This is a genomic window from Klebsiella sp. A52, assembly GCF_018388785.1.
Taxonomy (GTDB): domain Bacteria; phylum Pseudomonadota; class Gammaproteobacteria; order Enterobacterales; family Enterobacteriaceae; genus Klebsiella; species Klebsiella aerogenes.
This window is the reverse complement of record NZ_CP074437.1, coordinates 2,629,657-2,647,659: the sequence shown is the minus strand read 5'-3', so window position 1 is coordinate 2,647,659 and position 18,003 is coordinate 2,629,657. Positions and strand designations below refer to the sequence as shown.

Annotated in this window: 22 protein-coding genes; 5 read left to right on the top strand and 17 right to left on the bottom strand. The window is 55.4% G+C overall.

All coding sequences use genetic code 11. From position 1 onward, the window contains the following. Positions 1–42: 42 nt before the first annotated feature. The gene (gene yfhb / locus KGA69_RS12615) at positions 43–678 is read right to left on the bottom strand and encodes a phosphatidylglycerophosphatase C (RefSeq protein WP_045392766.1); all 636 of its coding nucleotides are present in this window, start codon (positions 676–678) and stop codon (positions 43–45) included. A gap of 214 nt (positions 679–892) precedes the next feature. Here yfhb and KGA69_RS12610 point away from each other — a divergent pair, with 214 nt between their 5' ends. Further along, positions 893–1,741 carry a MurR/RpiR family transcriptional regulator gene (locus tag KGA69_RS12610; RefSeq protein WP_213292355.1) on the top strand — a complete coding sequence of 283 codons (849 nt, stop codon included), beginning with the start codon at positions 893–895 and terminating at the stop codon, positions 1,739–1,741. Positions 1,742–1,775: 34 nt separating this feature from the next. Here KGA69_RS12610 and nadS read toward each other — a convergent pair whose 3' ends face one another. Both nadS and KGA69_RS12600 read right to left on the bottom strand, forming a co-directional pair. Continuing rightward, the gene (gene nadS / locus KGA69_RS12605; protein WP_045392770.1) at positions 1,776–2,072 is read right to left on the bottom strand and encodes a NadS family protein; all 297 of its coding nucleotides are present in this window, start codon (positions 2,070–2,072) and stop codon (positions 1,776–1,778) included. 66 nt (positions 2,073–2,138) lie between these two features. Then, positions 2,139–2,456 carry a type II toxin-antitoxin system RelE/ParE family toxin gene (locus KGA69_RS12600; protein ID WP_213292354.1) on the bottom strand — a complete coding sequence of 106 codons (318 nt, stop codon included), beginning with the start codon at positions 2,454–2,456 and terminating at the stop codon, positions 2,139–2,141. 203 nt (positions 2,457–2,659) lie between these two features. Between KGA69_RS12600 and KGA69_RS12595 the strand changes: the two genes are divergently transcribed. Then, positions 2,660–2,920, top strand: a complete 261-nt coding sequence (locus tag KGA69_RS12595; protein ID WP_045386930.1) for a YfhL family 4Fe-4S dicluster ferredoxin — start codon at positions 2,660–2,662, stop codon at positions 2,918–2,920. Between the two features lie 8 nt (positions 2,921–2,928). On the opposite strand, the gene acpS is transcribed toward KGA69_RS12595, so the two are convergent. The 12 genes from acpS to rseD form a co-directional block, all read right to left on the bottom strand. Next, positions 2,929–3,309 (bottom strand): holo-ACP synthase, encoded by a 381-nt coding sequence (gene acpS / locus KGA69_RS12590; protein ID WP_015370293.1) that lies wholly within the window; start codon positions 3,307–3,309, stop codon positions 2,929–2,931. Beyond that, a complete protein-coding gene (pdxJ, locus tag KGA69_RS12585; protein WP_032715172.1) occupies positions 3,309–4,040 on the bottom strand; it encodes a pyridoxine 5'-phosphate synthase in 732 nt (243 codons plus the stop codon). The genes acpS and pdxJ overlap by 1 nt, the downstream gene beginning before the upstream one ends. An 11-nt stretch (positions 4,041–4,051) precedes the next feature. Then, positions 4,052–4,789 carry a DNA repair protein RecO gene (gene recO, locus KGA69_RS12580; protein ID WP_015370291.1) on the bottom strand — a complete coding sequence of 246 codons (738 nt, stop codon included), beginning with the start codon at positions 4,787–4,789 and terminating at the stop codon, positions 4,052–4,054. An 11-nt stretch (positions 4,790–4,800) separates the two neighbouring features. Next, the gene (gene era / locus KGA69_RS12575) at positions 4,801–5,706 is read right to left on the bottom strand and encodes a GTPase Era (protein WP_015370290.1); all 906 of its coding nucleotides are present in this window, start codon (positions 5,704–5,706) and stop codon (positions 4,801–4,803) included. Further along, positions 5,703–6,383, bottom strand: coding sequence for a ribonuclease III (rnc, locus tag KGA69_RS12570; RefSeq protein WP_020078171.1), 681 nt, complete (start codon positions 6,381–6,383; stop codon positions 5,703–5,705). The genes era and rnc overlap by 4 nt, the downstream gene beginning before the upstream one ends. Before the next feature lie 253 nt (positions 6,384–6,636). Next, positions 6,637–7,611 (bottom strand): signal peptidase I, encoded by a 975-nt coding sequence (gene lepB, locus KGA69_RS12565; RefSeq protein ID WP_045392778.1) that lies wholly within the window; start codon positions 7,609–7,611, stop codon positions 6,637–6,639. Between the two features lie 14 nt (positions 7,612–7,625). Beyond that, on the bottom strand, positions 7,626–9,425 hold the full coding sequence (gene lepA, locus KGA69_RS12560) for a translation elongation factor 4 (RefSeq protein WP_008803765.1): 1,800 nt from the start codon (positions 9,423–9,425) through the stop codon (positions 7,626–7,628). Between the two features lie 184 nt (positions 9,426–9,609). Continuing rightward, positions 9,610–10,089: a SoxR-reducing system protein RseC gene (gene rseC / locus KGA69_RS12555; protein ID WP_045392781.1), complete on the bottom strand. Its 480-nt coding sequence runs from the start codon at positions 10,087–10,089 to the stop codon at positions 9,610–9,612. Then, a complete protein-coding gene (rseB, locus tag KGA69_RS12550; protein WP_045392783.1) occupies positions 10,086–11,042 on the bottom strand; it encodes a sigma-E factor regulatory protein RseB in 957 nt (318 codons plus the stop codon). The genes rseC and rseB overlap by 4 nt, the downstream gene beginning before the upstream one ends. Beyond that, the gene (rseA, locus tag KGA69_RS12545) at positions 11,042–11,692 is read right to left on the bottom strand and encodes an anti-sigma-E factor RseA (RefSeq protein WP_015370285.1); all 651 of its coding nucleotides are present in this window, start codon (positions 11,690–11,692) and stop codon (positions 11,042–11,044) included. The genes rseB and rseA overlap by 1 nt, the downstream gene beginning before the upstream one ends. 32 nt (positions 11,693–11,724) lie before the next feature. Next, positions 11,725–12,300 (bottom strand): RNA polymerase sigma factor RpoE, encoded by a 576-nt coding sequence (rpoE, locus tag KGA69_RS12540; RefSeq protein WP_002914074.1) that lies wholly within the window; start codon positions 12,298–12,300, stop codon positions 11,725–11,727. After that, positions 12,297–12,359: a rpoE leader peptide RseD gene (gene rseD, locus KGA69_RS24325; protein WP_350425049.1), complete on the bottom strand. Its 63-nt coding sequence runs from the start codon at positions 12,357–12,359 to the stop codon at positions 12,297–12,299. Before rseD ends, rpoE begins: the two co-directional genes overlap by 4 nt. A gap of 363 nt (positions 12,360–12,722) precedes the next feature. On the opposite strand from rseD, the gene nadB reads away from it, so the two are divergent. After that, positions 12,723–14,342 (top strand): L-aspartate oxidase, encoded by a 1,620-nt coding sequence (nadB, locus tag KGA69_RS12530; RefSeq protein ID WP_213292353.1) that lies wholly within the window; start codon positions 12,723–12,725, stop codon positions 14,340–14,342. Here nadB and trmN read toward each other — a convergent pair. Then, positions 14,327–15,064, bottom strand: coding sequence for a tRNA(1)(Val) (adenine(37)-N(6))-methyltransferase TrmN (gene trmN / locus KGA69_RS12525; RefSeq protein WP_049061051.1), 738 nt, complete (start codon positions 15,062–15,064; stop codon positions 14,327–14,329). The genes nadB and trmN overlap by 16 nt on opposite strands. A gap of 131 nt (positions 15,065–15,195) precedes the next feature. Here trmN and srmB point away from each other — a divergent pair, with 131 nt between their 5' ends. Continuing rightward, positions 15,196–16,527 (top strand): ATP-dependent RNA helicase SrmB, encoded by a 1,332-nt coding sequence (gene srmB, locus KGA69_RS12520; protein ID WP_045392789.1) that lies wholly within the window; start codon positions 15,196–15,198, stop codon positions 16,525–16,527. A 45-nt stretch (positions 16,528–16,572) separates the two neighbouring features. Here srmB and grcA read toward each other — a convergent pair whose 3' ends face one another. Next, a complete protein-coding gene (gene grcA / locus KGA69_RS12515) occupies positions 16,573–16,956 on the bottom strand; it encodes an autonomous glycyl radical cofactor GrcA (protein WP_002914084.1) in 384 nt (127 codons plus the stop codon). A 312-nt stretch (positions 16,957–17,268) separates the two neighbouring features. Between grcA and ung the strand changes: the two genes are divergently transcribed. Then, positions 17,269–17,958: a uracil-DNA glycosylase gene (ung, locus tag KGA69_RS12510; RefSeq protein ID WP_047043370.1), complete on the top strand. Its 690-nt coding sequence runs from the start codon at positions 17,269–17,271 to the stop codon at positions 17,956–17,958. Positions 17,959–18,003: the final 45 nt, after the last annotated feature.

Below are 18,003 nucleotides of genomic sequence, written 5' to 3'. Positions count from 1 at the left end.
ATGGGCGCTATATATCGCCCAAATAATTCGCCTGCAGCAGAATTATTCGAGCTGCTGGAGATCGCCCTGCGGCGTCACCCGCCAGCGGTGCTGGCAAAAACAGAGTAGCGGGTTATCCTGCTCGCTATCGCTATAGCCGCTGTATAAACGTAGCGGCGCGCCGATCCGCTGTTCCAGCTGCGCTACTTTCTCATGGCCCAGGCAACGCAGCGTCAGCACCCAGCCGCCGCGACGGCGGCTCATACGGCTGGCGATAAGTTTTACGCGCGGCAGCCAAAGCGTATCGGCATAGACCTGTTCCACCAGCGACTGCGGTGAGCCGGTAATCAGCCAGACGTCGGCATCAGTACTGGTTAAATAGTCGTTTAGCCGGCCCTGCACCACCGGAAAGGCGGTCACGTGCTGGCGAAACCAGCTAACGAACGCCGCCTCCAGACGCTTAAGATGGCTTTCACGCCGCCCGCAGGTAGCAGCCCACAGCAGCAGGCTCATCGGCCAGCGCGCCGCGCGACCGTTAACCAACAGCCCCAGCAGTACTACTGGCGACAAGGCCGCCACTGCCAGCACGTTGAGCGGCTGACGACGTAAAAGATAACGAATAAAGCTGCCAAACATATCCTGCTGGTGCAAGGTGCCATCAAGATCGAAAAACACGACTCGTCGCGCGTTACTGTTCAAACCGAACTCCTTTCTGGTACGGATTTTCCTGGCGATGTCGATAGCTTAACAGGCTTGCCGCGACGAGCGCGAAATTGTCTGCCGTGGTTGAGGTAAGATTCAGAATCTGACCCGTTCGCATAATTCTTCACAGCAGAATTTTTAATTCGTATTATTCCACTTATAATCGAATACAAAATTCTTTCAGCCGCTAACGCCCTCCTTCGGAGAAGCCATGAACTGTTTAATCCGCATCCGCCAGCGTTACCCGTCGCTGGCGGCGAGCGACAAAAAACTTGCTGACTTTATTCTGGCTCAGCCGGACCAAACCCGCCATCTCAGCTCGCAGCAGCTGGCGGGCGAAGCGGGAGTCAGCCAGTCCAGCGTGGTGAAGTTCGCGCAAAAAATGGGGTTCAAAGGCTTTCCGGCATTAAAACTGGCGCTCAGCGAAGCGCTGGCCAGCAGCCCGGACCCGCACTCGGTGCCGGTACACAACCAAATCCGCGGCGACGATCCGCTGCGTCTGGTGGGCGAAAAGTTGATCAAAGATAACATCGCGGCGATGCACGCCTCGCTGGACGTCAACAGCGAAGAGAAACTCCTGGAGGCGGTGACTCTGCTGCGCGATGCTCGCCGGGTAATCATTACCGGTATCGGCGCCTCCGGGCTGGTGGCGCGCAATTTTAGCTGGAAGTTAATGAAAATTGGCATCAACGCCGTCGCCGAGCAGGATATGCATGCGCTGCTGGCAACGGTGCAAGCGATGTCGGCGGACGATCTGCTGCTGGCTATCTCCTACTCCGGCGAACGCCGCGAGATCAATATGGCGGCCACTGAAGCGCTACGCGTCGGCAGCAAGATCCTCGCGATCACCGGGTTTACTCCCAATGCCTTACAGCAGCAGGCCTCGCAGTGTCTCTACACTATTGCTGAAGAGCAGGCGACGCGCAGCGCGGCGATCTCCTCCACCAGCGCGCAAATGATGCTCACCGATCTCCTCTTTATGGCGCTGGTGCAGCAAGATCTCGAACACGCGCCGGAACGGATACGACATAGCGAAGCGCTGGTGAAAAAGCTGGTCTGAGTAGAAAATGGGCATCTGGCGATGCCCACAAACATTAGATTGTTTTGAGCTGATTGATAATAAAAGGATTGAGCTGTAATAAAAGCAGCAATTTTCGCGGCGCCCCGGTTGGCTGACGCCGTTTAGTTTCCCAGCTTTTAACTAAGTCATAGCTAACGCCTACGGCGAGAGCAAAATCCTGCTGTTTTAACCCCGTCGCTTCGCGAATAGCTTTCACATCGATCGGGCTAAAAGTGTGAACATGCTGCGGCTCAGGGGTTTGCTCACCTTTTTCAATTCTCACCATTTCTTCTGCACTGGCCAGCAGATCGGCAAATAATTCGTCTTTCATCTGTACCTCATCGCCCTCGTGGGCACCACTGACAACGTGGTCCCGTGGAGTGATAGAAACTCAGCGTTATTCCAGCATAGCGGATAACTGTTTCAGCATCTTCTTTTGTTCTTCCGTTAAATCATCCAGCTCATTTTTGGGATAGACCAATGCCAGGTAAATTCGCCCTTTACGCGTCACATTGTAATAAATAATTCTCACCCCGCCACGCTTGCCCATCCCCGGTCGGCTCCAGTGAATTTTTCGAAATCCCCCTGTCCCTGCGATGGTATCGCCAGCCTCAGGATCCTCAATCAACACCTCCTGAAAAACGCGAAACTCGTCATCCGGTAGAAGCGCCTGACGCCGTTTACTGAAACCCTGCAGCTCAATAAAAGTGTACATACCGCATCCTGCGTATCATGATTATAAAATCATCATAAGTGTACGGGGTACAACAAGCAAGTTAATAAATGTACCAGGTACATATTCAGGCTCAACGGGGTTATAAATATAGACGCTAGCGAAGCGCTGGTGAAAAAGCTGGTCTGAGTAGAAAATGGGCGTATAATGCCCGCCCTGTTTGTGTTGTTTCTGAGATTTTCCTGATGGCGCTGTTAATCACCAAAAAATGCATCAATTGCGATATGTGCGAACCGGAGTGCCCAAATGAGGCCATTTCGATGGGCGAGAGCATTTATGAGATTAACAGCAACCGCTGCACCGAGTGCGTGGGCCACTACGACACGCCAACCTGCCAGAAAGTGTGCCCGATCCCGAATACTATTCTCAAAGATCCGGCGCACGTCGAGAATGAAGAACAGTTGTGGGATAAATTCGTGCTCATGCACCACGCGGATAAGCTTTAACCGCGGGTTTAGCTTTCGACGATCACCGTGGCGCAGGCGTAGTGGCGTTCATCGGCGAGAGTGACGTGAATAGCGCTTACCCCCATCCGTTCGGCTAAAAGCTTTGCTTCGCCCCATAACCGCAGTTTCGGCTTGCCCAATTCATCGTTGTAAACTTCGAACTGATTAAACGCCAGGCCGTTGCGAATACCGGTTCCGAGCGCTTTCGCCGCCGCTTCTTTGACCGCAAAGCGTTTTGCCAGAAAACGCACCGGCTGCTGGTGCTGCTCCCAAATGCTCCATTCGTGATCGCTCAGCACCCGGCGCGCCAGGCGATCGCCGCTACGGGCGATCACCGCTTCGATGCGGGCGATTTCGACGATGTCGGTACCCAGCCCGAGAATCGCCATTAGCCGCGCGCTTCCAGCATCAGGCGTTTCATTTCCGCGACAGCCTCTTTCAGACCGCTCATCACTGCGCGACCAATAATGGCATGGCCGATATTCAGTTCGTGCATTTCCGGCAAGGCGGCAATGGCTTTCACGTTATGATAGGTCAGACCGTGACCGGCGTTCACCTTTAGTCCAAGGCTGGCGGCATAGGTCGCCGCTTTGGCGATACGCTCAAGCTCTTTAGCCTGTTCGGCATCGGTTTTGGCATCGGCATAGCAGCCGGTGTGGATTTCAATATACGGCGCGCCCACGTCGGCAGCCGCTTTGATCTGCTCATCATCGGCGTCAATAAACAGGGAGACCAGGATGCCGGCATCCGCCAGACGTTTGCAAGCGTCGCGCATCTTATCGCGCTGTCCGGCCACGTCCAGCCCACCCTCGGTGGTCACTTCCTGACGCTTCTCCGGCACCAGGCAGCAAAAGTGCGGTTTTGTCTCGCAGGCAATCGCCAGCATCTCTTCGGTAACCGCCATTTCGAGATTCATTCGGGTGTGCAACGTCTGGCGCAGGATGCGCACGTCACGATCGGTGATATGGCGGCGGTCTTCGCGCAGGTGCACGGTAATACCATCGGCGCCGGCCTGTTCTGCAATAAAAGCCGCCTGCACCGGATCCGGATAAGCGGTACCGCGCGCGTTACGCAATGTCGCAATGTGGTCAATATTGACCCCTAACAGTAATTCAGCCATGACAATCCTCGTTAATCATTATTCGTATTATCGGCTCGCGCCTTTCGCGCGGGCATAAACTGGCGAAACAATTCCCGGCTCTTGAGCGGTTTCCCTCCAAGATACGGCTTCAGGGCGATGCGGGTAAAGCGCTTCGCGGCGCGCAGCGTATCTACATCCGGAAACTCGCGGCTAGCCAACGCTTTCAAATGGTGCCCGGTAAACGTGCTGTTATCAATCACCAGGCTGGCGATAAAGCCTTTTTCTTCGCGATAGCGGTAGGTCATGGTGTCATCCACCGGGTCGCCGCTGCCGGCACAGTGGAGGAAATCCACGCCATAGCCCAGGTGCCCGAGCAGCGCCAGCTCAAAGCGCCGCAGCGCGGGCTCCGGCGAACCGCTGGCCCCGGCAAGCGCCTGGATGCAGTGCAGGTAGTCGAAAAAGAGTTCGGAGAAGCGCGTTTCGTGCTCAAGCACGCGGGAGATGAGCTCGTTTACGTAAAGACCGCTGTAGAGCGTGATGCCGCTAAGCGGCAGCGCCAGCGAGACGGCTTCCGCACTGCGAAGGGTTTTGACTTCGCCGCGGCCGCCGAAGCGAACCAGTAAGGGGGTGAAGGGCTGTAAAGCGCCCTTGAGATTAGAACGTTTGGAGCGTGCGCCTTTGGCAACCAGGCGCACGCGACCGGACTCTTCCGTGAAGACGTCCAGCATCAGACTGGTTTCGCTCCACGGTCGGCTATGCAGGACAAAGGCGCGCTGCCATCCATCCACGTTGCGTTAACTCAGAGGTCGTCAACGTAACCGAGACTGCGCAGCGCGCGCTCGTCATCGGCCCAGCCGGATTTCACTTTGACCCACAGTTCGAGGTGCACCGGCGCTTCAAACATCTCTTGCATGTCTTTACGCGCTTCGATGCCGATGGTTTTGATTTTGGCGCCTTTGTTGCCAATTACCATCTTCTTCTGCCCTTCACGCTCGACGAGGATCAGGCCGTTGATGTCGTAGCCGCCGCGTTCGTTGCTCACGAAACGTTCAATTTCGACGGTCACGGAGTACGGCAGTTCAGCGCCCAGGAAACGCATCAGCTTTTCGCGGATGATCTCGGAAGCCATGAAACGCTGGGAACGGTCGGTAATGTAATCTTCCGGGAAGTGATGAATCGCTTCCGGCAGATGTTTACGTACGATCGACGCGATAGTATCAACGTTGGTGCCGGTTTCCGCAGAAATCGGCACGATGTCGAGGAAGTTCATCTGGCTGGCAAGGAACTGCAAATGCGGCAGCAGATCCGCTTTTTCCTGCACGTTATCAACTTTGTTGACGGCCAGAATCACCGGCGCGCGCGCATCGCGCAGCTTGTTCAGCACCATCTCGTCATCTTGCGTCCAGCGGGTACCTTCAACGACAAAGATAACCAGTTCCACGTCGCCAATCGAGCTGCTGGCCGCTTTGTTCATTAAGCGGTTAATCGCGCGCTTCTCTTCCATATGCAGGCCCGGGGTATCAACATAAATCGCCTGATACGGCCCTTCGGTATGGATACCGACGATGCGGTGACGGGTAGTCTGCGCTTTACGGGAAGTGATCGAAATCTTCTGCCCAAGCAGCTTGTTCAACAGCGTGGATTTGCCAACGTTTGGACGACCAACGATGGCGACAAATCCGCAATAACTTTTTTCTTCGCTCATTCCAGCTCCAGTTTTTTCAGCGCCTGTTCGGCGGCAGCCTGCTCCGCCTTGCGACGGCTGGAACCTGTGCCAACCACCGGTTCACTCAGGCCACTGACCTGGCAGTGGATAGTAAATTCCTGATCGTGCGCTTCGCCGCGAACCTGGACGACCAGGTAGGACGGCAGCGGCAGATGACGCCCCTGCAGATACTCCTGCAGACGAGTCTTCGGATCCTTTTGCTTATCGCCCGGGCTGATTTCATCCAGACGAGTCTGGTACCAGGAGAGGATTAAGCGTTCAACATTTTGAATATCGCTGTCGAGGAAAACCCCGCCGATTAAGGCTTCTACGGTGTCAGCCAGAATCGATTCGCGACGAAAACCGCCGCTCTTCAGCTCGCCAGGCCCAAGGCGCAGGCACTCGCCCAGTTCAAATTCGCGGGCGATTTCCGCCAGCGTATTGCCTCGCACCAGCGTCGCGCGCATACGGCTCATATCCCCTTCGTCTACCCGCGGGAAACGATGATAGAGCGCATTGGCGATCACGAAACTTAAAATAGAGTCGCCTAAAAACTCGAGACGCTCGTTGTGTTTGCTGCTGGCACTGCGGTGAGTTAATGCCTGTTGCAACAGCTCCTGATGAACAAAAGTGTAGCCCAGCTTTCGTTGAAGCCGATTAATTACGATGGGGTTCATGCGTTACCAATAAATGAATGCGTCAAAGATGCAGCACACGAAACCGACCTGAGCATACATACCCTTGATATATAAGGGCAGAAACTAACCAACGCGGTTTCGTGTGCAGTGTCACTCTTTCGAGAGACAACCAAAAACTTCGGGGGGATATTCTATACGCAACGACAAGGGATGTCGTTAGTTTGGATGGATTTAAATACTAAATAATTCGCGCTGCCATTATTGCACCGGCAGCGCGAATTAAGACGAGGAATTAGTGGATGCCGCCGATGCGCGATAAACGTACGCCGGTTGGCCACTCACCTTCCTGTTTTTCGAAGCTCATCCAGATGGCGGTGGCTTTACCCACCAGGTTCGCTTCCGGCACGAAGCCCCAGTAACGGCTGTCGGCGCTGTTGTCGCGGTTGTCGCCCATCATGAAGTATTCACCCGGCGGAACGACCCATGTCGCCAGCGGCTGACCGGACTGACGATAGTACATCCCCACCTGATCCTGAGCGATAGGTACCGTCAGAATACGGTGGGTCACTTCGCCCAGCGTCTCTTTGCGCTCGGTCAGACGAATACCGTCGGCTTTGGTTTCGCCTTTCGGCAGCTGCCAGAAACCGCTGGTGGCTTCACCGCCGTTGCGACGGGAGAAGGTCTGAACGAAATCGCTCGGCTCAACGTTTGAGTAGGTGATCGGCAAGGCGCTCCCGCATGCCTGGCCCGACGCGCAGCCAGGCTCAATCGTCACCTGTTTAGCCACCGGATCGTAAGTGACTTTATCCCCCGGCAGACCAACCGCACGCTTGATGTAGTCAAGGCGCGGATCTTCCGGATATTTAAACACCACGATGTCGCCACGCTTCGGATGGCCGGTTTCGATCAGCGTTTTCTGGTAGATCGGATCTTTAATACCGTAGGCGAATTTCTCCACCAGGATAAAATCGCCAATCAGCAGGGTCGGCATCATCGAACCTGACGGGATCTGGAACGGCTCATAGATAAACGAACGCACAATCAGCACAATCGCCAGCACCGGGAAGATCGAGGCGCCGGTTTCCAGCCAGCCCGGCTTTGGGCCAACCTTCTTCAGCGTTTTCTTGTCCAGCTGATCGCCAGTCGCTGCCTGAGCAGCGGCCTGACGTTCACGACGTTTTGGTGCGAATATGAACTTATCCAGACACCACAACAGCCCTGTCACAAGGGTCGCAATGACCAGAATCAGGGCAAACATGTTCGCCATGCCAACTCCTTAGATTATTTGCCGTCTTTACCAACGTGCAGAATGGCGAGGAACGCTTCCTGCGGCAGTTCAACGTTACCAACCTGTTTCATACGCTTCTTACCTTCTTTCTGCTTCTGCAGCAGCTTTTTCTTACGGCTGACGTCGCCGCCGTAGCATTTCGCTAGGACGTTTTTACGCAGCTGTTTCACGGTAGAGCGCGCGATGATGTGGTTACCGATGGCCGCCTGAATCGCGATATCGAACTGCTGACGCGGGATCAGCTCTTTCATCTTCTCGACCAGCTCGCGGCCACGATACGGCGCGTTGTCGTTGTGCGTAATTAACGCCAGCGCATCGACGCGCTCGCCGTTGATCAGCACGTCAACGCGCACCATGTTAGAGGCCTGGAAACGCTTGAAGTTATAATCCAGCGACGCATAGCCGCGGGAGGTGGACTTCAGACGGTCGAAGAAATCGAGGACCACTTCCGCCATCGGGATTTCATAGGTCAGCGCAACCTGTTTGCCGTGGTAAACCATGTTGGTTTGCACGCCGCGTTTCTCGATACACAAGGTAATCACGTTGCCGAGGAACTCTTGCGGCAGCAGCATGTGACATTCGGCGATCGGCTCACGCAGTTCCTGAATATTATTCAGCGGCGGCAGCTTCGATGGACTATCGACGTAGATAACCTCTTTAGAGGTGGTTTCTACTTCATAGACTACCGTCGGCGCGGTGGTAATCAGATCCAGATCGTATTCACGCTCCAGACGCTCCTGAATGATTTCCATGTGCAGCAGACCGAGGAAGCCGCAGCGGAAGCCAAAGCCCAGCGCCGTTGAACTTTCCGGCTCGTAGAATAAGGAAGCATCGTTCAGACTCAGTTTACCCAGCGCATCGCGGAAGTTCTCATAGTCATCAGAGCTCACCGGGAACAGACCGGCGTAGACCTGCGGCTTCACTTTTTTGAAGCCCGGCAGCGCTTTATCCGCTGGATTACGCGCCGCGGTCAGGGTATCGCCCACCGGCGCGCCGAGGATGTCTTTAATGGCGCAAACCAGCCAGCCTACCTCGCCGCATTTCAGTTCGGTACGGTCAACCTGTTTCGGGGTGAAGATGCCCAGACGGTCGGCGTTATAGACCTGACCGGTGCTCATCACCTTAATTTTGTCGCCTTTGCGCATGGTGCCGTTTTTAATACGCACCAGCGACACGACGCCTAAATAGTTATCGAACCAGGAGTCGATAATCAGCGCCTGCAGCGGCGCGTCCGGATCGCCTTCCGGCGGCGGAATATCGCGTACCAGACGTTCCAGCACATCCGGCACGCCAACACCAGTTTTCGCCGAGCAGCGAACCGCGTCGTGAGCGTCGATACCGACGATATCTTCAATCTCGTCCGCTACGCGCTCAGGGTCGGCGGCAGGCAGGTCGATCTTGTTAAGAACCGGGACGACTTCGAGGTCCATTTCCATCGCGGTATAGCAGTTCGCCAGAGTCTGGGCTTCTACGCCCTGCCCGGCGTCAACCACCAGCAGCGCGCCTTCGCACGCCGCCAGGGAGCGCGATACTTCATAGGAGAAGTCAACGTGGCCCGGGGTGTCGATAAAGTTGAGCTGATAGGTTTCGCCATCGCTGGCTTTGTAATCCAGGGTGACGCTCTGCGCCTTGATGGTAATGCCACGCTCACGTTCAAGGTCCATGGAGTCCAGAACCTGGGCCGCCATTTCGCGATCAGAAAGGCCACCGCAAATCTGGATGATACGGTCAGACAGCGTCGACTTACCGTGGTCGATGTGAGCGATGATCGAAAAGTTACGTATATTCTTCATATTTAGAGTTAATTATGCCTTACGAGTCTCATGAGGCCGCTGTTCTGTGCCTGACGTTTTTTAATCCGAAAACGCCGCATTCTACACTACATCCGCGAAACCAGGAAATGCTGTTAGATCCAGCATAACGGCAGAATTGTGGCGTTGTATCAGGAAGCGTAAATAAAGATGAGGGACAGTGAAATCACTGCCCCATTTCAGAGGAAGGCGTATCAACGCGCAGCAGATCCGGTGGTAAACCGACGCTTAAAATCACCGGCTGCCACGACTGGCGAGCAGCCAGCTTTGGCGACAGCCCGCGCGCCACCAGGAACCCGCCGACGCCGCCAAGCAACGCGCCGCACAGCGAAGCAATGTCGCTGGCAAACAGCACCTGGAAAATCGACGCCATCACAAACAGCCCGAACAGCGGCGCCATGTATACCAGCAGCGCCGAACCCAGCAGGCTGCTTTCAGCAATGCCCAGTTCCACTTTTTGCCCGGCCGTCAGCGGCTGGTCGCAGGGAACGCTTATGGTATGGCTGGTTTGCGGCCCCAGTTTATTGAGCACCCGGCTACCGCAGCCAGCGCGCGAGGCGCAGCTGCTGCAAGAGGCTTTAACATCGCAGTGAACCTGCGCCACGCCGTTGTGCCAGGAGACGACAGTCGCCCACTCTTTGATCATTGCGCGGCCCTGAACTTAATGCTGTCTGAGATACGTTTTGCCGTTTGCGGCGGTAATTCGCCAACCACCGAGATTTCGGCGTTATCGCGTACCGAAGTGCTGACGGTACGGCGACCGGTGCGCAGCAGCTGATCGCTGCTGTTAGCCGTCGCGCGATTAACGTTAACGGAGAAGCTAAACAGACCGTCGGAATAGAGACGAGACTCGACCGGACCGTCGAAGGTCGGTAAACGACGCTGGCTGCTGGAAACTTCCGTCACGCCCTGCGGCAGCCAGGTTGGCGCCCAGTTAAAGTTGGCTTTATTGCCGCTTTCCGGAACCGACAGCTGCGGCGGCAGGCTGGCTTTCGACAGCGCTTCCATACTCGAGCTTACGTTATCACCGATATTGAATGAGACCACCCGAAACTGCTCCAGGGTTTCACCGTCGCGGTCGAGCAAGTCGACGCGCAGCGGCAGCTTGGTCTCGGCATCCAGCCACGCAATGTAGCTGTAGCGCGTGCCGTCGCGGGCCACCACGCGCACTACATCGCACAGGCGATCGGCGATACGCGTCCGGCCAACGGAGATGAAATCATAATACGAGGCCAGCTTTTTGAAATCGGTGTACACCAGAGACGGCAAGGAATCGACGATATAGTCGCCGTTCAGGGTGAAGGGATCGAGACCGGGTTCAAAATAGCTGATTTCAGTACCGCGCAGCACCACTTCCCGACGCGGACCGTCGAGCTGCAGCAACTGAGCAAGGGGCTGGTTGTTCAACCGCACGTGACGATAGCGCAGCGACTCAACGCCCTGTTTGTTGATACTGACAAAAGACAGCTCGTAATTGAGGGACTGGCTGGCCAGGTTCATCTGCTGCAACAACGCCCCGGACGATGTATCAGCCGAGGCGTTGGTGGAGAAGAACAGGCTGCCTGCCATGAGCGACATGGCACACCAAAGTTGCTTCATTACTGCGATTGCGTTCCTAAAGTTTGATAACCCGGCACCTGAACAGCGGCTTGCTGAGTCTGGGCCTGGCCAAACTGAAGCTGCTCAGCGTGCAGGCGACGCTGCAATTCATAGTCCTGCAGCATAGCATTAATACGACGACGTTGCTCCTGAACCTGCGCCTGCTGACCGCTACCGGCGGAGGCATCGGCCGGAACGCCCAGGCTAACCGGGCTGGCTTTGCCCATCATCGGCATGGTGTTGAAGACTGGCGCTTCCGGCTGCTGGGAAGCATCGGAGTGCCCATTGTATTGTTGAACACCGACGATCACCGCCAGAGACACGCACGCTGCCACGCCCATTTGGGTAAGCGAGCTGGCCCACGGGCGCACTTTCTGCCAGAAAGGCATCTGACGCCACTGGTGTGGAGCGGGTTGAGATTCAGGAATAAGCGGCGCAACCTGACGAGCAGGTTCGTTCTCGATGGCGGCCATTACGCGAGCTGAGATATCGAATTGGAGCATCTCGGCGGTATCGCCTCGCAGCGTGTCGCGGATGAGATGGTAGCTCTCCCAGGTTTTTTGCATTTCAGAAGAACGACTCAGCTCATTGAGCAGCTCGTTATCCAGCGTTTCACCATCCATTAAGGCCGAAAGTTTTTCTTTCTGCATGCCTGATACCCTTTTCCAGTATTCCGCTATCGTCAACGCCTGATTAGCGGTTGAACTTTATTATCAATAGCTTCACGTGCCCGGAAGATACGCGAACGTACCGTGCCAACCGGACAATCCATGATGGCGGCTATTTCTTCATAGCTCAGGCCATCCAGCTCCCGTAACGTAATTGCCATGCGTAAATCTTCCGGGAGCGATTCAATGGTACGAAAAACTATTTGTCTCAGCTCTTCTGACAACATTAAGTTCTCAGGGTTCGAAATTTCTTTCAATGCCCCGCCGCTTTCGAAATTTTCCGCCTCGTTGGCGTCTACATCGCTTGATGGCGGACGGCGTCCCTGAGCAACCAGATAATTCTTTGCCGTGTTTACGGCGATACGATACAACCAGGTATAAAAAGCGCTATCCCCCCGGAAAGAATCCAGCGCACGCCACGCCTTCACGAACGATTCCTGAACAACGTCAGCGATATCGCCCGGCGGTACATAGCGGGAGACCAGGCTTGCCACCTTGTGCTGATAGCGTACTACCAGTAGGTTAAAGGCTTTCTGATCTCCTTTCTGGACCCGTTCAACAAGGACCTGATCCGTTAACTGCTCGCTCATCCGAGGTAATGTCTCCCCAAACCCAATTCCCATGCGTATTCAGAACACCACCCAAGCACTGCATTATGAGCAAGCAGTCGTTTGGAGTGTCTGAACACAATAAAGTTCCGTTACGCTTTTGATTTTTGTCTGACAACGGTGGACTGATTGTTATCTCTCATTATAAGTCCCGTTGTTCAACGCCAGGTAAGCTAATGAAGAAAAAGCGCAAGGCCCGCCTGAAGGGTAACGTAACCCAACTTATTTTTCACTATAAAATCTGAAGGTAACGGCCTGCTTCGCAAATATTTTCTTTCGTTTACATATTTTCTTTTCCGCCAGCTTTGTTTAGCCCGCACAACTATTCACGAAAATAATTGTACGATTTGGCCCCATCAGGTGCTATGGTGACGCCATTGTGTTTAGTAAATTAAACAGAAGCTATGAAGACGACTCCTGACTTTTCCTGTGATGTGTTGATTATCGGCAGCGGCGCTGCCGGATTGTCTCTGGCGCTGCGCCTGGCTGAACGCCACGCGGTAACCGTACTAAGCAAAGGGCCGGTTAGCGAAGGCTCGACGTTCTACGCCCAGGGTGGGATTGCCGCCGTTTTCGATGAAACCGATAGCATTGAATCCCACGTCGAAGATACGCTCATCGCCGGGGCCGGTCTTTGTGACCGCCATGCCGTCTCCTTTGTCGCCAGCAACGCCAAACCCTGCGTACAGTGGCTTATCGATCAAGGGGTACTGTTTGATACCCAGATTCAGGCAAACGGTGAAGAGAGCTACCATCTGACGCGTGAAGGCGGCCATAGCCATCGGCGGATCCTGCATGCCGCCGATGCCACCGGTAAAGAGGTTGAGACGACGCTGGTCGGCAAAGCGCTGGCGCATCCGAATATCACCATTCTGGAGCGTAGCAACGCGGTTGACCTGATTATCTCCGATAAGATTGGTCTGCCGGGTACCCGGCGGGTCGTCGGCGCATGGATCTGGAATCGTAATAAGGAAAAGGTAGAAACCTGCAGCGCAAAAGCCGTGGTGCTGGCGACCGGCGGCGCCGCGAAAGTCTATCAATACACCACCAACCCTGATGTCTCCTCCGGCGACGGCATCGCCATGGCCTGGCGCGCGGGGTGCCGTGTGGCCAATCTCGAATTTAACCAGTTCCACCCTACCGCGCTGTTTCATCCACAGGCGCGAAACTTCCTCTTAACGGAAGCCCTGCGCGGTGAAGGCGCGCTGCTAAAACGGCCCGACGGTAGCCGCTTTATGCCGGACTTCGACGAGCGTGGCGAACTGGCTCCGCGCGATATCGTCGCCCGCGCCATCGACCATGAGATGAAACGCCTCGGCGTCGACTGCATGTATCTGGATATTAGCCATAAGCCCGAAGTGTTTATTCGCCAGCATTTCCCGATGATTTATGAAAAGCTACTCGGCCTTGGCATCGATTTAACCAAAGAGCCGGTACCGATCGTGCCTGCCGCCCACTACACCTGCGGCGGCGTGATGGTGGATGATAACGGACGTACCGACGTTGACGGCCTGTACGCCATCGGCGAGGTGAGCTACACCGGGCTGCACGGCGCCAACCGCATGGCCTCGAACTCATTACTGGAGTGTCTGGTGTACGGCTGGTCGGCCGCCGAGGATATTGCGAAACGCCTGCCGCTGGCGCAAGCGGCGGAACAGCTGCCGCCGTGGGATGAAAGCCAGGTTGAGATCCCGGATGAACTGGTGGTGATTCAACATAACTGGCACGAACTGCGCCTGCTGATGTGGGATTATGTCGGAATCGTGCGTACCACCCGCCGGCTGGAAAGGGCCCTGCGGCGCATTACTATGCTGCAGCAGGAGCTGGATGAGTATTACGCGCGTTTTCGCGTCTCCAATAATTTACTGGAACTGCGCAATCTGGTGCAGGTGGCCGAGCTTATCGTGCGTTGCGCCATGCAGCGTAAAGAGAGCCGCGGCCTGCACTATACGCTCGACTACCCGGACACGCTGGCCGAGAGCGGCCCGTCAATCCTCTCGCCGCTCACTCACATAAAAAGATAGAAGTCGCGGGTCAGCGCGGTAAAGCCTTCAGAGTACTGCTGCTCTGGCCCACGAACCACCAGCCGATCGCTGAAACACTCGCCGGCGCTGGGAGAGAATGCCAGCAGGACGCGATGCGGCGGACGCATTTCTGTTTCCGCCACGTCGGTGCGTAAGCGCAAATGCCATCCCATCGCTTTTGCCCGTTCGACAAACGCATTACCAATATCCACCGGCAGCACTACGCAGAAAAAGCCCTCCTCGGTAATCAGATCCGCGGCGCAGGCGAGCAGCGTCGTATGATCGAGCGAGGTGGTGTAACGCGCCTGTTCGCGCTGCGACGTCGCGCAAGGGACGCCTTCGGCAAAAAACGGCGGATTGCTGACAATGAGCTCATAGCGCCGCGGCGGCTGCGGCTGCCACTGCTGAATCGGCGCCTGAAATACCGCGATGCGTCCAGACCAGCTGCTGGCCGCCACGTTATCCCGCGCCTGCGCCGCGGCCTCTTCATCCAACTCCACCGCATCCAGTTGTACCGACTCCGCGGTACGCTGGGCTAACATTAATGCCAGTAAACCGCTACCGGCGCCGATATCCAGCACGTGCTTCACCTGAGCAATCGGCGCCCAGGCGCCCAGCAGAATACCGTCGGTACCGACTTTCATGGCGCAGCGATCGTGGGCGACGAAAAATTGTTTAAAGGTAAAACCATTGCGCGGCAGCGCAAACTTCGACTGAGACATCCTCAAAAACCTTGCTGGCGAAAACGGCTGTGCTTAAGGCTATGCACAATACCGGAGAACAGATAGCCTTACAAACAGATGAACATTACGTCAGTAACGTCTATAATCGGCGGCCCACTCAGAGGTAGAACATGACTGTAACGACTTTTTCCGAACTTGAACTCGACGAAAACCTACTGGAAGCGCTCCAGGATAAAGGTTTCACACGCCCGACAGCCATTCAGGCCGCCGCTATTCCGCCTGCGCTTGATGGCCGTGATATTCTCGGTTCTGCGCCGACAGGCACCGGTAAAACTGCGGCATATTTGCTGCCAGCGTTGCAGCATCTGCTTGATTTCCCGCGTAAGAAATCGGGGCCGCCGCGGATCCTTATCCTGACGCCGACCCGCGAGCTGGCGATGCAGGTTGCCGATCACGCCCGCGAACTGGCGAAGCATACCCATCTGGATATTGCCACCATTACCGGCGGCGTTGCGTACATGAACCACGCGGAAGTGTTCAGCGAAAACCAGGATATCGTGGTCGCCACCACCGGTCGCCTGCTGCAGTATATTAAAGAAGAGAACTTCGACTGCCGCGCGGTAGAAACGCTGATCCTTGATGAAGCGGACCGCATGCTGGACATGGGCTTTGCCCAGGATATCGAAACCATCGCCGGTGAAACCCGCTGGCGCAAGCAGACCATGCTGTTTTCCGCCACGCTGGAAGGCGATGCAATTAAAGACTTTGCCGAACGCCTGCTGGAAGAGCCGGTTGAAGTTTCTGCAAATCCGTCGACCCGCGAACGTAAAAAAATTCACCAGTGGTACTATCGCGCCGATGATATCGAGCATAAAACCGCGCTGCTGGTTAATCTGCTGAAGCAGCCGGAAGCAACCCGCTCTATCGTGTTCGTGCGTAAACGCGAGCGCGTTCATGAACTGGCGGCCAAGCTGCACGAAGCAGGCATCACCACCTGCTGGCTGGAAGGCGAAATGGTGCAGATCAAACGTAACGAAGCGATTAAACGCCTGACCGATGGTCGCGTGAACGTGCTGATTGCCACCGACGTCGCCGCGCGCGGTATTGATATTCCGGATGTCAGCCACGTGTTTAACTTCGATATGCCGCGCACCGCCGATATCTATCTGCACCGTATTGGCCGTACCGGCCGTGCTGGTAAGAAAGGCACCGCTATTTCGCTGGTTGAAGCGCACGATCATCTGCTGCTGGGCAAAATCGGCCGCTACGTTGAAGAACCGCTGAAAGCTCGCGTGATTGATGAATTGCGACCGAAAACCCGCGCGCCGAGCGAGAAGTTAACCGGTAAGCCATCGAAGAAAGTGCTGGCGAAACGCGCCGAGAAAAAAGAGAAAGAAAAAGAGAAGCCGCGGGTGAAGAAACGCCACCGCGATACAAAAAACATCGGTAAGCGCCGTAAGCCAAGCGCTGCCGGGACGCCGTCAACGTCCAACGAAGAGTAAAAAAAACGCCGGGATATCCCGGCGTTTTCACATCTGGCTTTAGCCTTACAGGCTTTCGGTAAAGGTACGAGCGATAACGTCGCGCTGCTGTTCCGGAGTCAGAGAGTTAAAACGTACCGCGTAGCCGGAAACACGAATGGTCAGCTGCGGGTATTTTTCCGGGTGCTCAACGGCATCCAGCAGGGTTTCGCGACGCAGCACGTTCACGTTCAGGTGCTGACCGCCTTCCACACGGACTTCCGGTTTCACGTCTACCGGGATTTCACGGTATTCGATTTCACCCAGTTTGCTCACCGCAACCACGTCATCTTCCGCAAAACCACCTTTGGCGCACAGGCAGCGCGCTTCGCCTTTTTCGCTATCCAGCAGCCAGAAAGAGTTCAGCAGGTCGTCGTTTGCCGCTTTAGTAATTTGGATACCAGTAATCATTTGATGCCTCCCAGGCAGTGTTTATTCGATTTTGGCCTCTTTGCGGCCAATTGGTAAAACCATTGTTGTATGAGTGTATATATATCAGCCACACACCCGGCATTCATTGATTTAAATCAACAAAAACCACTCACTCAAAGTGGGTATATGAGGATAGTATTGTTTTACATCAAGTTACGCCAGTAGGTGCCATAAAAAATTTTGTAAATTTTCAATTTTTTTTATGTACAACCAGTCAGGAATGACGTCGCGATTTTGTTATGCAGAAAGAAGCAGTTAAGCTATGGGCATGACACTTTGCAGGAGAGCGAGATGACCACCCCATTAACCTGGCACGACGTGCTGGCGGAAGAGAAGCAGCAGCCCTATTTTCTCAACACCCTCAAGACCGTCGCCGAAGAGCGTCAGTCCGGCATGACTATCTATCCGCCGCAGAAAGATGTCTTTAACGCCTTTCGCTATACCGAACTGAGCGAGGTCAAAGTGGTCATCTTAGGTCAGGATCCCTATCACGGCCCGGGACAGGCGCACGGTCTGGCCTTTTCTGTTTTACCGGGAGTACAGATACCGCCGTCGCTGCTGAACATGTATAAAGAGCTGGAAGGCACCATCCCCGGCTTTCAGCGCCCGGCGCATGGTTATCTGGAAAGCTGGGCGCGCCAGGGCGTGCTCCTGCTTAATACCGTGTTAACGGTGCGCGCCGGTCAGGCGCATTCACACGCCAGTCTCGGCTGGGAAACCTTTACCGATAAAGTGATAGCGCTGATTAACCAGCATTGTGAAGGAGTGGTATTTCTGCTGTGGGGTGCGCACGCGCAGAAGAAAGGCGCCATTATCGATCGCCAGCGCCATTGCGTCCTGAAGGCGCCGCACCCGTCACCGCTGTCGGCGCACCGCGGTTTCTTCGGCTGCAATCACTTTGTGCAAACCAACCAGTGGCTGGCAGAACGCGGCGAGGCGCCCATTGACTGGATGCCGGTGCTGCCCGCTGAAAGCGAGTGAGCGACGACAATAAAAAAGCCAGCATCAGCTGGCTTTTTGCATTCA

What these genes read in the sequence shown, in the direction of transcription:
- KGA69_RS12610 (WP_213292355.1), top strand. Translation starts at nt 893, where the DNA reads ATGAACTGTTTAATCCGCATCCGCCAGCGTTACCCGTCGCTGGCGGCG.
- nadS (WP_045392770.1), bottom strand. Translation starts at nt 2,072, where the DNA reads ATGAAAGACGAATTATTTGCCGATCTGCTGGCCAGTGCAGAAGAAATG.
- KGA69_RS12600 (WP_213292354.1), bottom strand. Translation starts at nt 2,456, where the DNA reads ATGTACACTTTTATTGAGCTGCAGGGTTTCAGTAAACGGCGTCAGGCG.
- KGA69_RS12595 (WP_045386930.1), top strand. Translation starts at nt 2,660, where the DNA reads ATGGCGCTGTTAATCACCAAAAAATGCATCAATTGCGATATGTGCGAA.
- acpS (WP_015370293.1), bottom strand. Translation starts at nt 3,309, where the DNA reads ATGGCGATTCTCGGGCTGGGTACCGACATCGTCGAAATCGCCCGCATC.
- pdxJ (WP_032715172.1), bottom strand. Translation starts at nt 4,040, where the DNA reads ATGGCTGAATTACTGTTAGGGGTCAATATTGACCACATTGCGACATTG.
- era (WP_015370290.1), bottom strand. Translation starts at nt 5,706, where the DNA reads ATGAGCGAAGAAAAAAGTTATTGCGGATTTGTCGCCATCGTTGGTCGT.
- rnc (WP_020078171.1), bottom strand. Translation starts at nt 6,383, where the DNA reads ATGAACCCCATCGTAATTAATCGGCTTCAACGAAAGCTGGGCTACACT.
- lepB (WP_045392778.1), bottom strand. Translation starts at nt 7,611, where the DNA reads ATGGCGAACATGTTTGCCCTGATTCTGGTCATTGCGACCCTTGTGACA.
- lepA (WP_008803765.1), bottom strand. Translation starts at nt 9,425, where the DNA reads ATGAAGAATATACGTAACTTTTCGATCATCGCTCACATCGACCACGGT.
- rseC (WP_045392781.1), bottom strand. Translation starts at nt 10,089, where the DNA reads ATGATCAAAGAGTGGGCGACTGTCGTCTCCTGGCACAACGGCGTGGCG.
- rseB (WP_045392783.1), bottom strand. Translation starts at nt 11,042, where the DNA reads ATGAAGCAACTTTGGTGTGCCATGTCGCTCATGGCAGGCAGCCTGTTC.
- rseA (WP_015370285.1), bottom strand. Translation starts at nt 11,692, where the DNA reads ATGCAGAAAGAAAAACTTTCGGCCTTAATGGATGGTGAAACGCTGGAT.
- rpoE (WP_002914074.1), bottom strand. Translation starts at nt 12,300, where the DNA reads ATGAGCGAGCAGTTAACGGATCAGGTCCTTGTTGAACGGGTCCAGAAA.
- nadB (WP_213292353.1), top strand. Translation starts at nt 12,723, where the DNA reads ATGAAGACGACTCCTGACTTTTCCTGTGATGTGTTGATTATCGGCAGC.
- trmN (WP_049061051.1), bottom strand. Translation starts at nt 15,064, where the DNA reads ATGTCTCAGTCGAAGTTTGCGCTGCCGCGCAATGGTTTTACCTTTAAA.
- srmB (WP_045392789.1), top strand. Translation starts at nt 15,196, where the DNA reads ATGACTGTAACGACTTTTTCCGAACTTGAACTCGACGAAAACCTACTG.
- grcA (WP_002914084.1), bottom strand. Translation starts at nt 16,956, where the DNA reads ATGATTACTGGTATCCAAATTACTAAAGCGGCAAACGACGACCTGCTG.
- ung (WP_047043370.1), top strand. Translation starts at nt 17,269, where the DNA reads ATGACCACCCCATTAACCTGGCACGACGTGCTGGCGGAAGAGAAGCAG.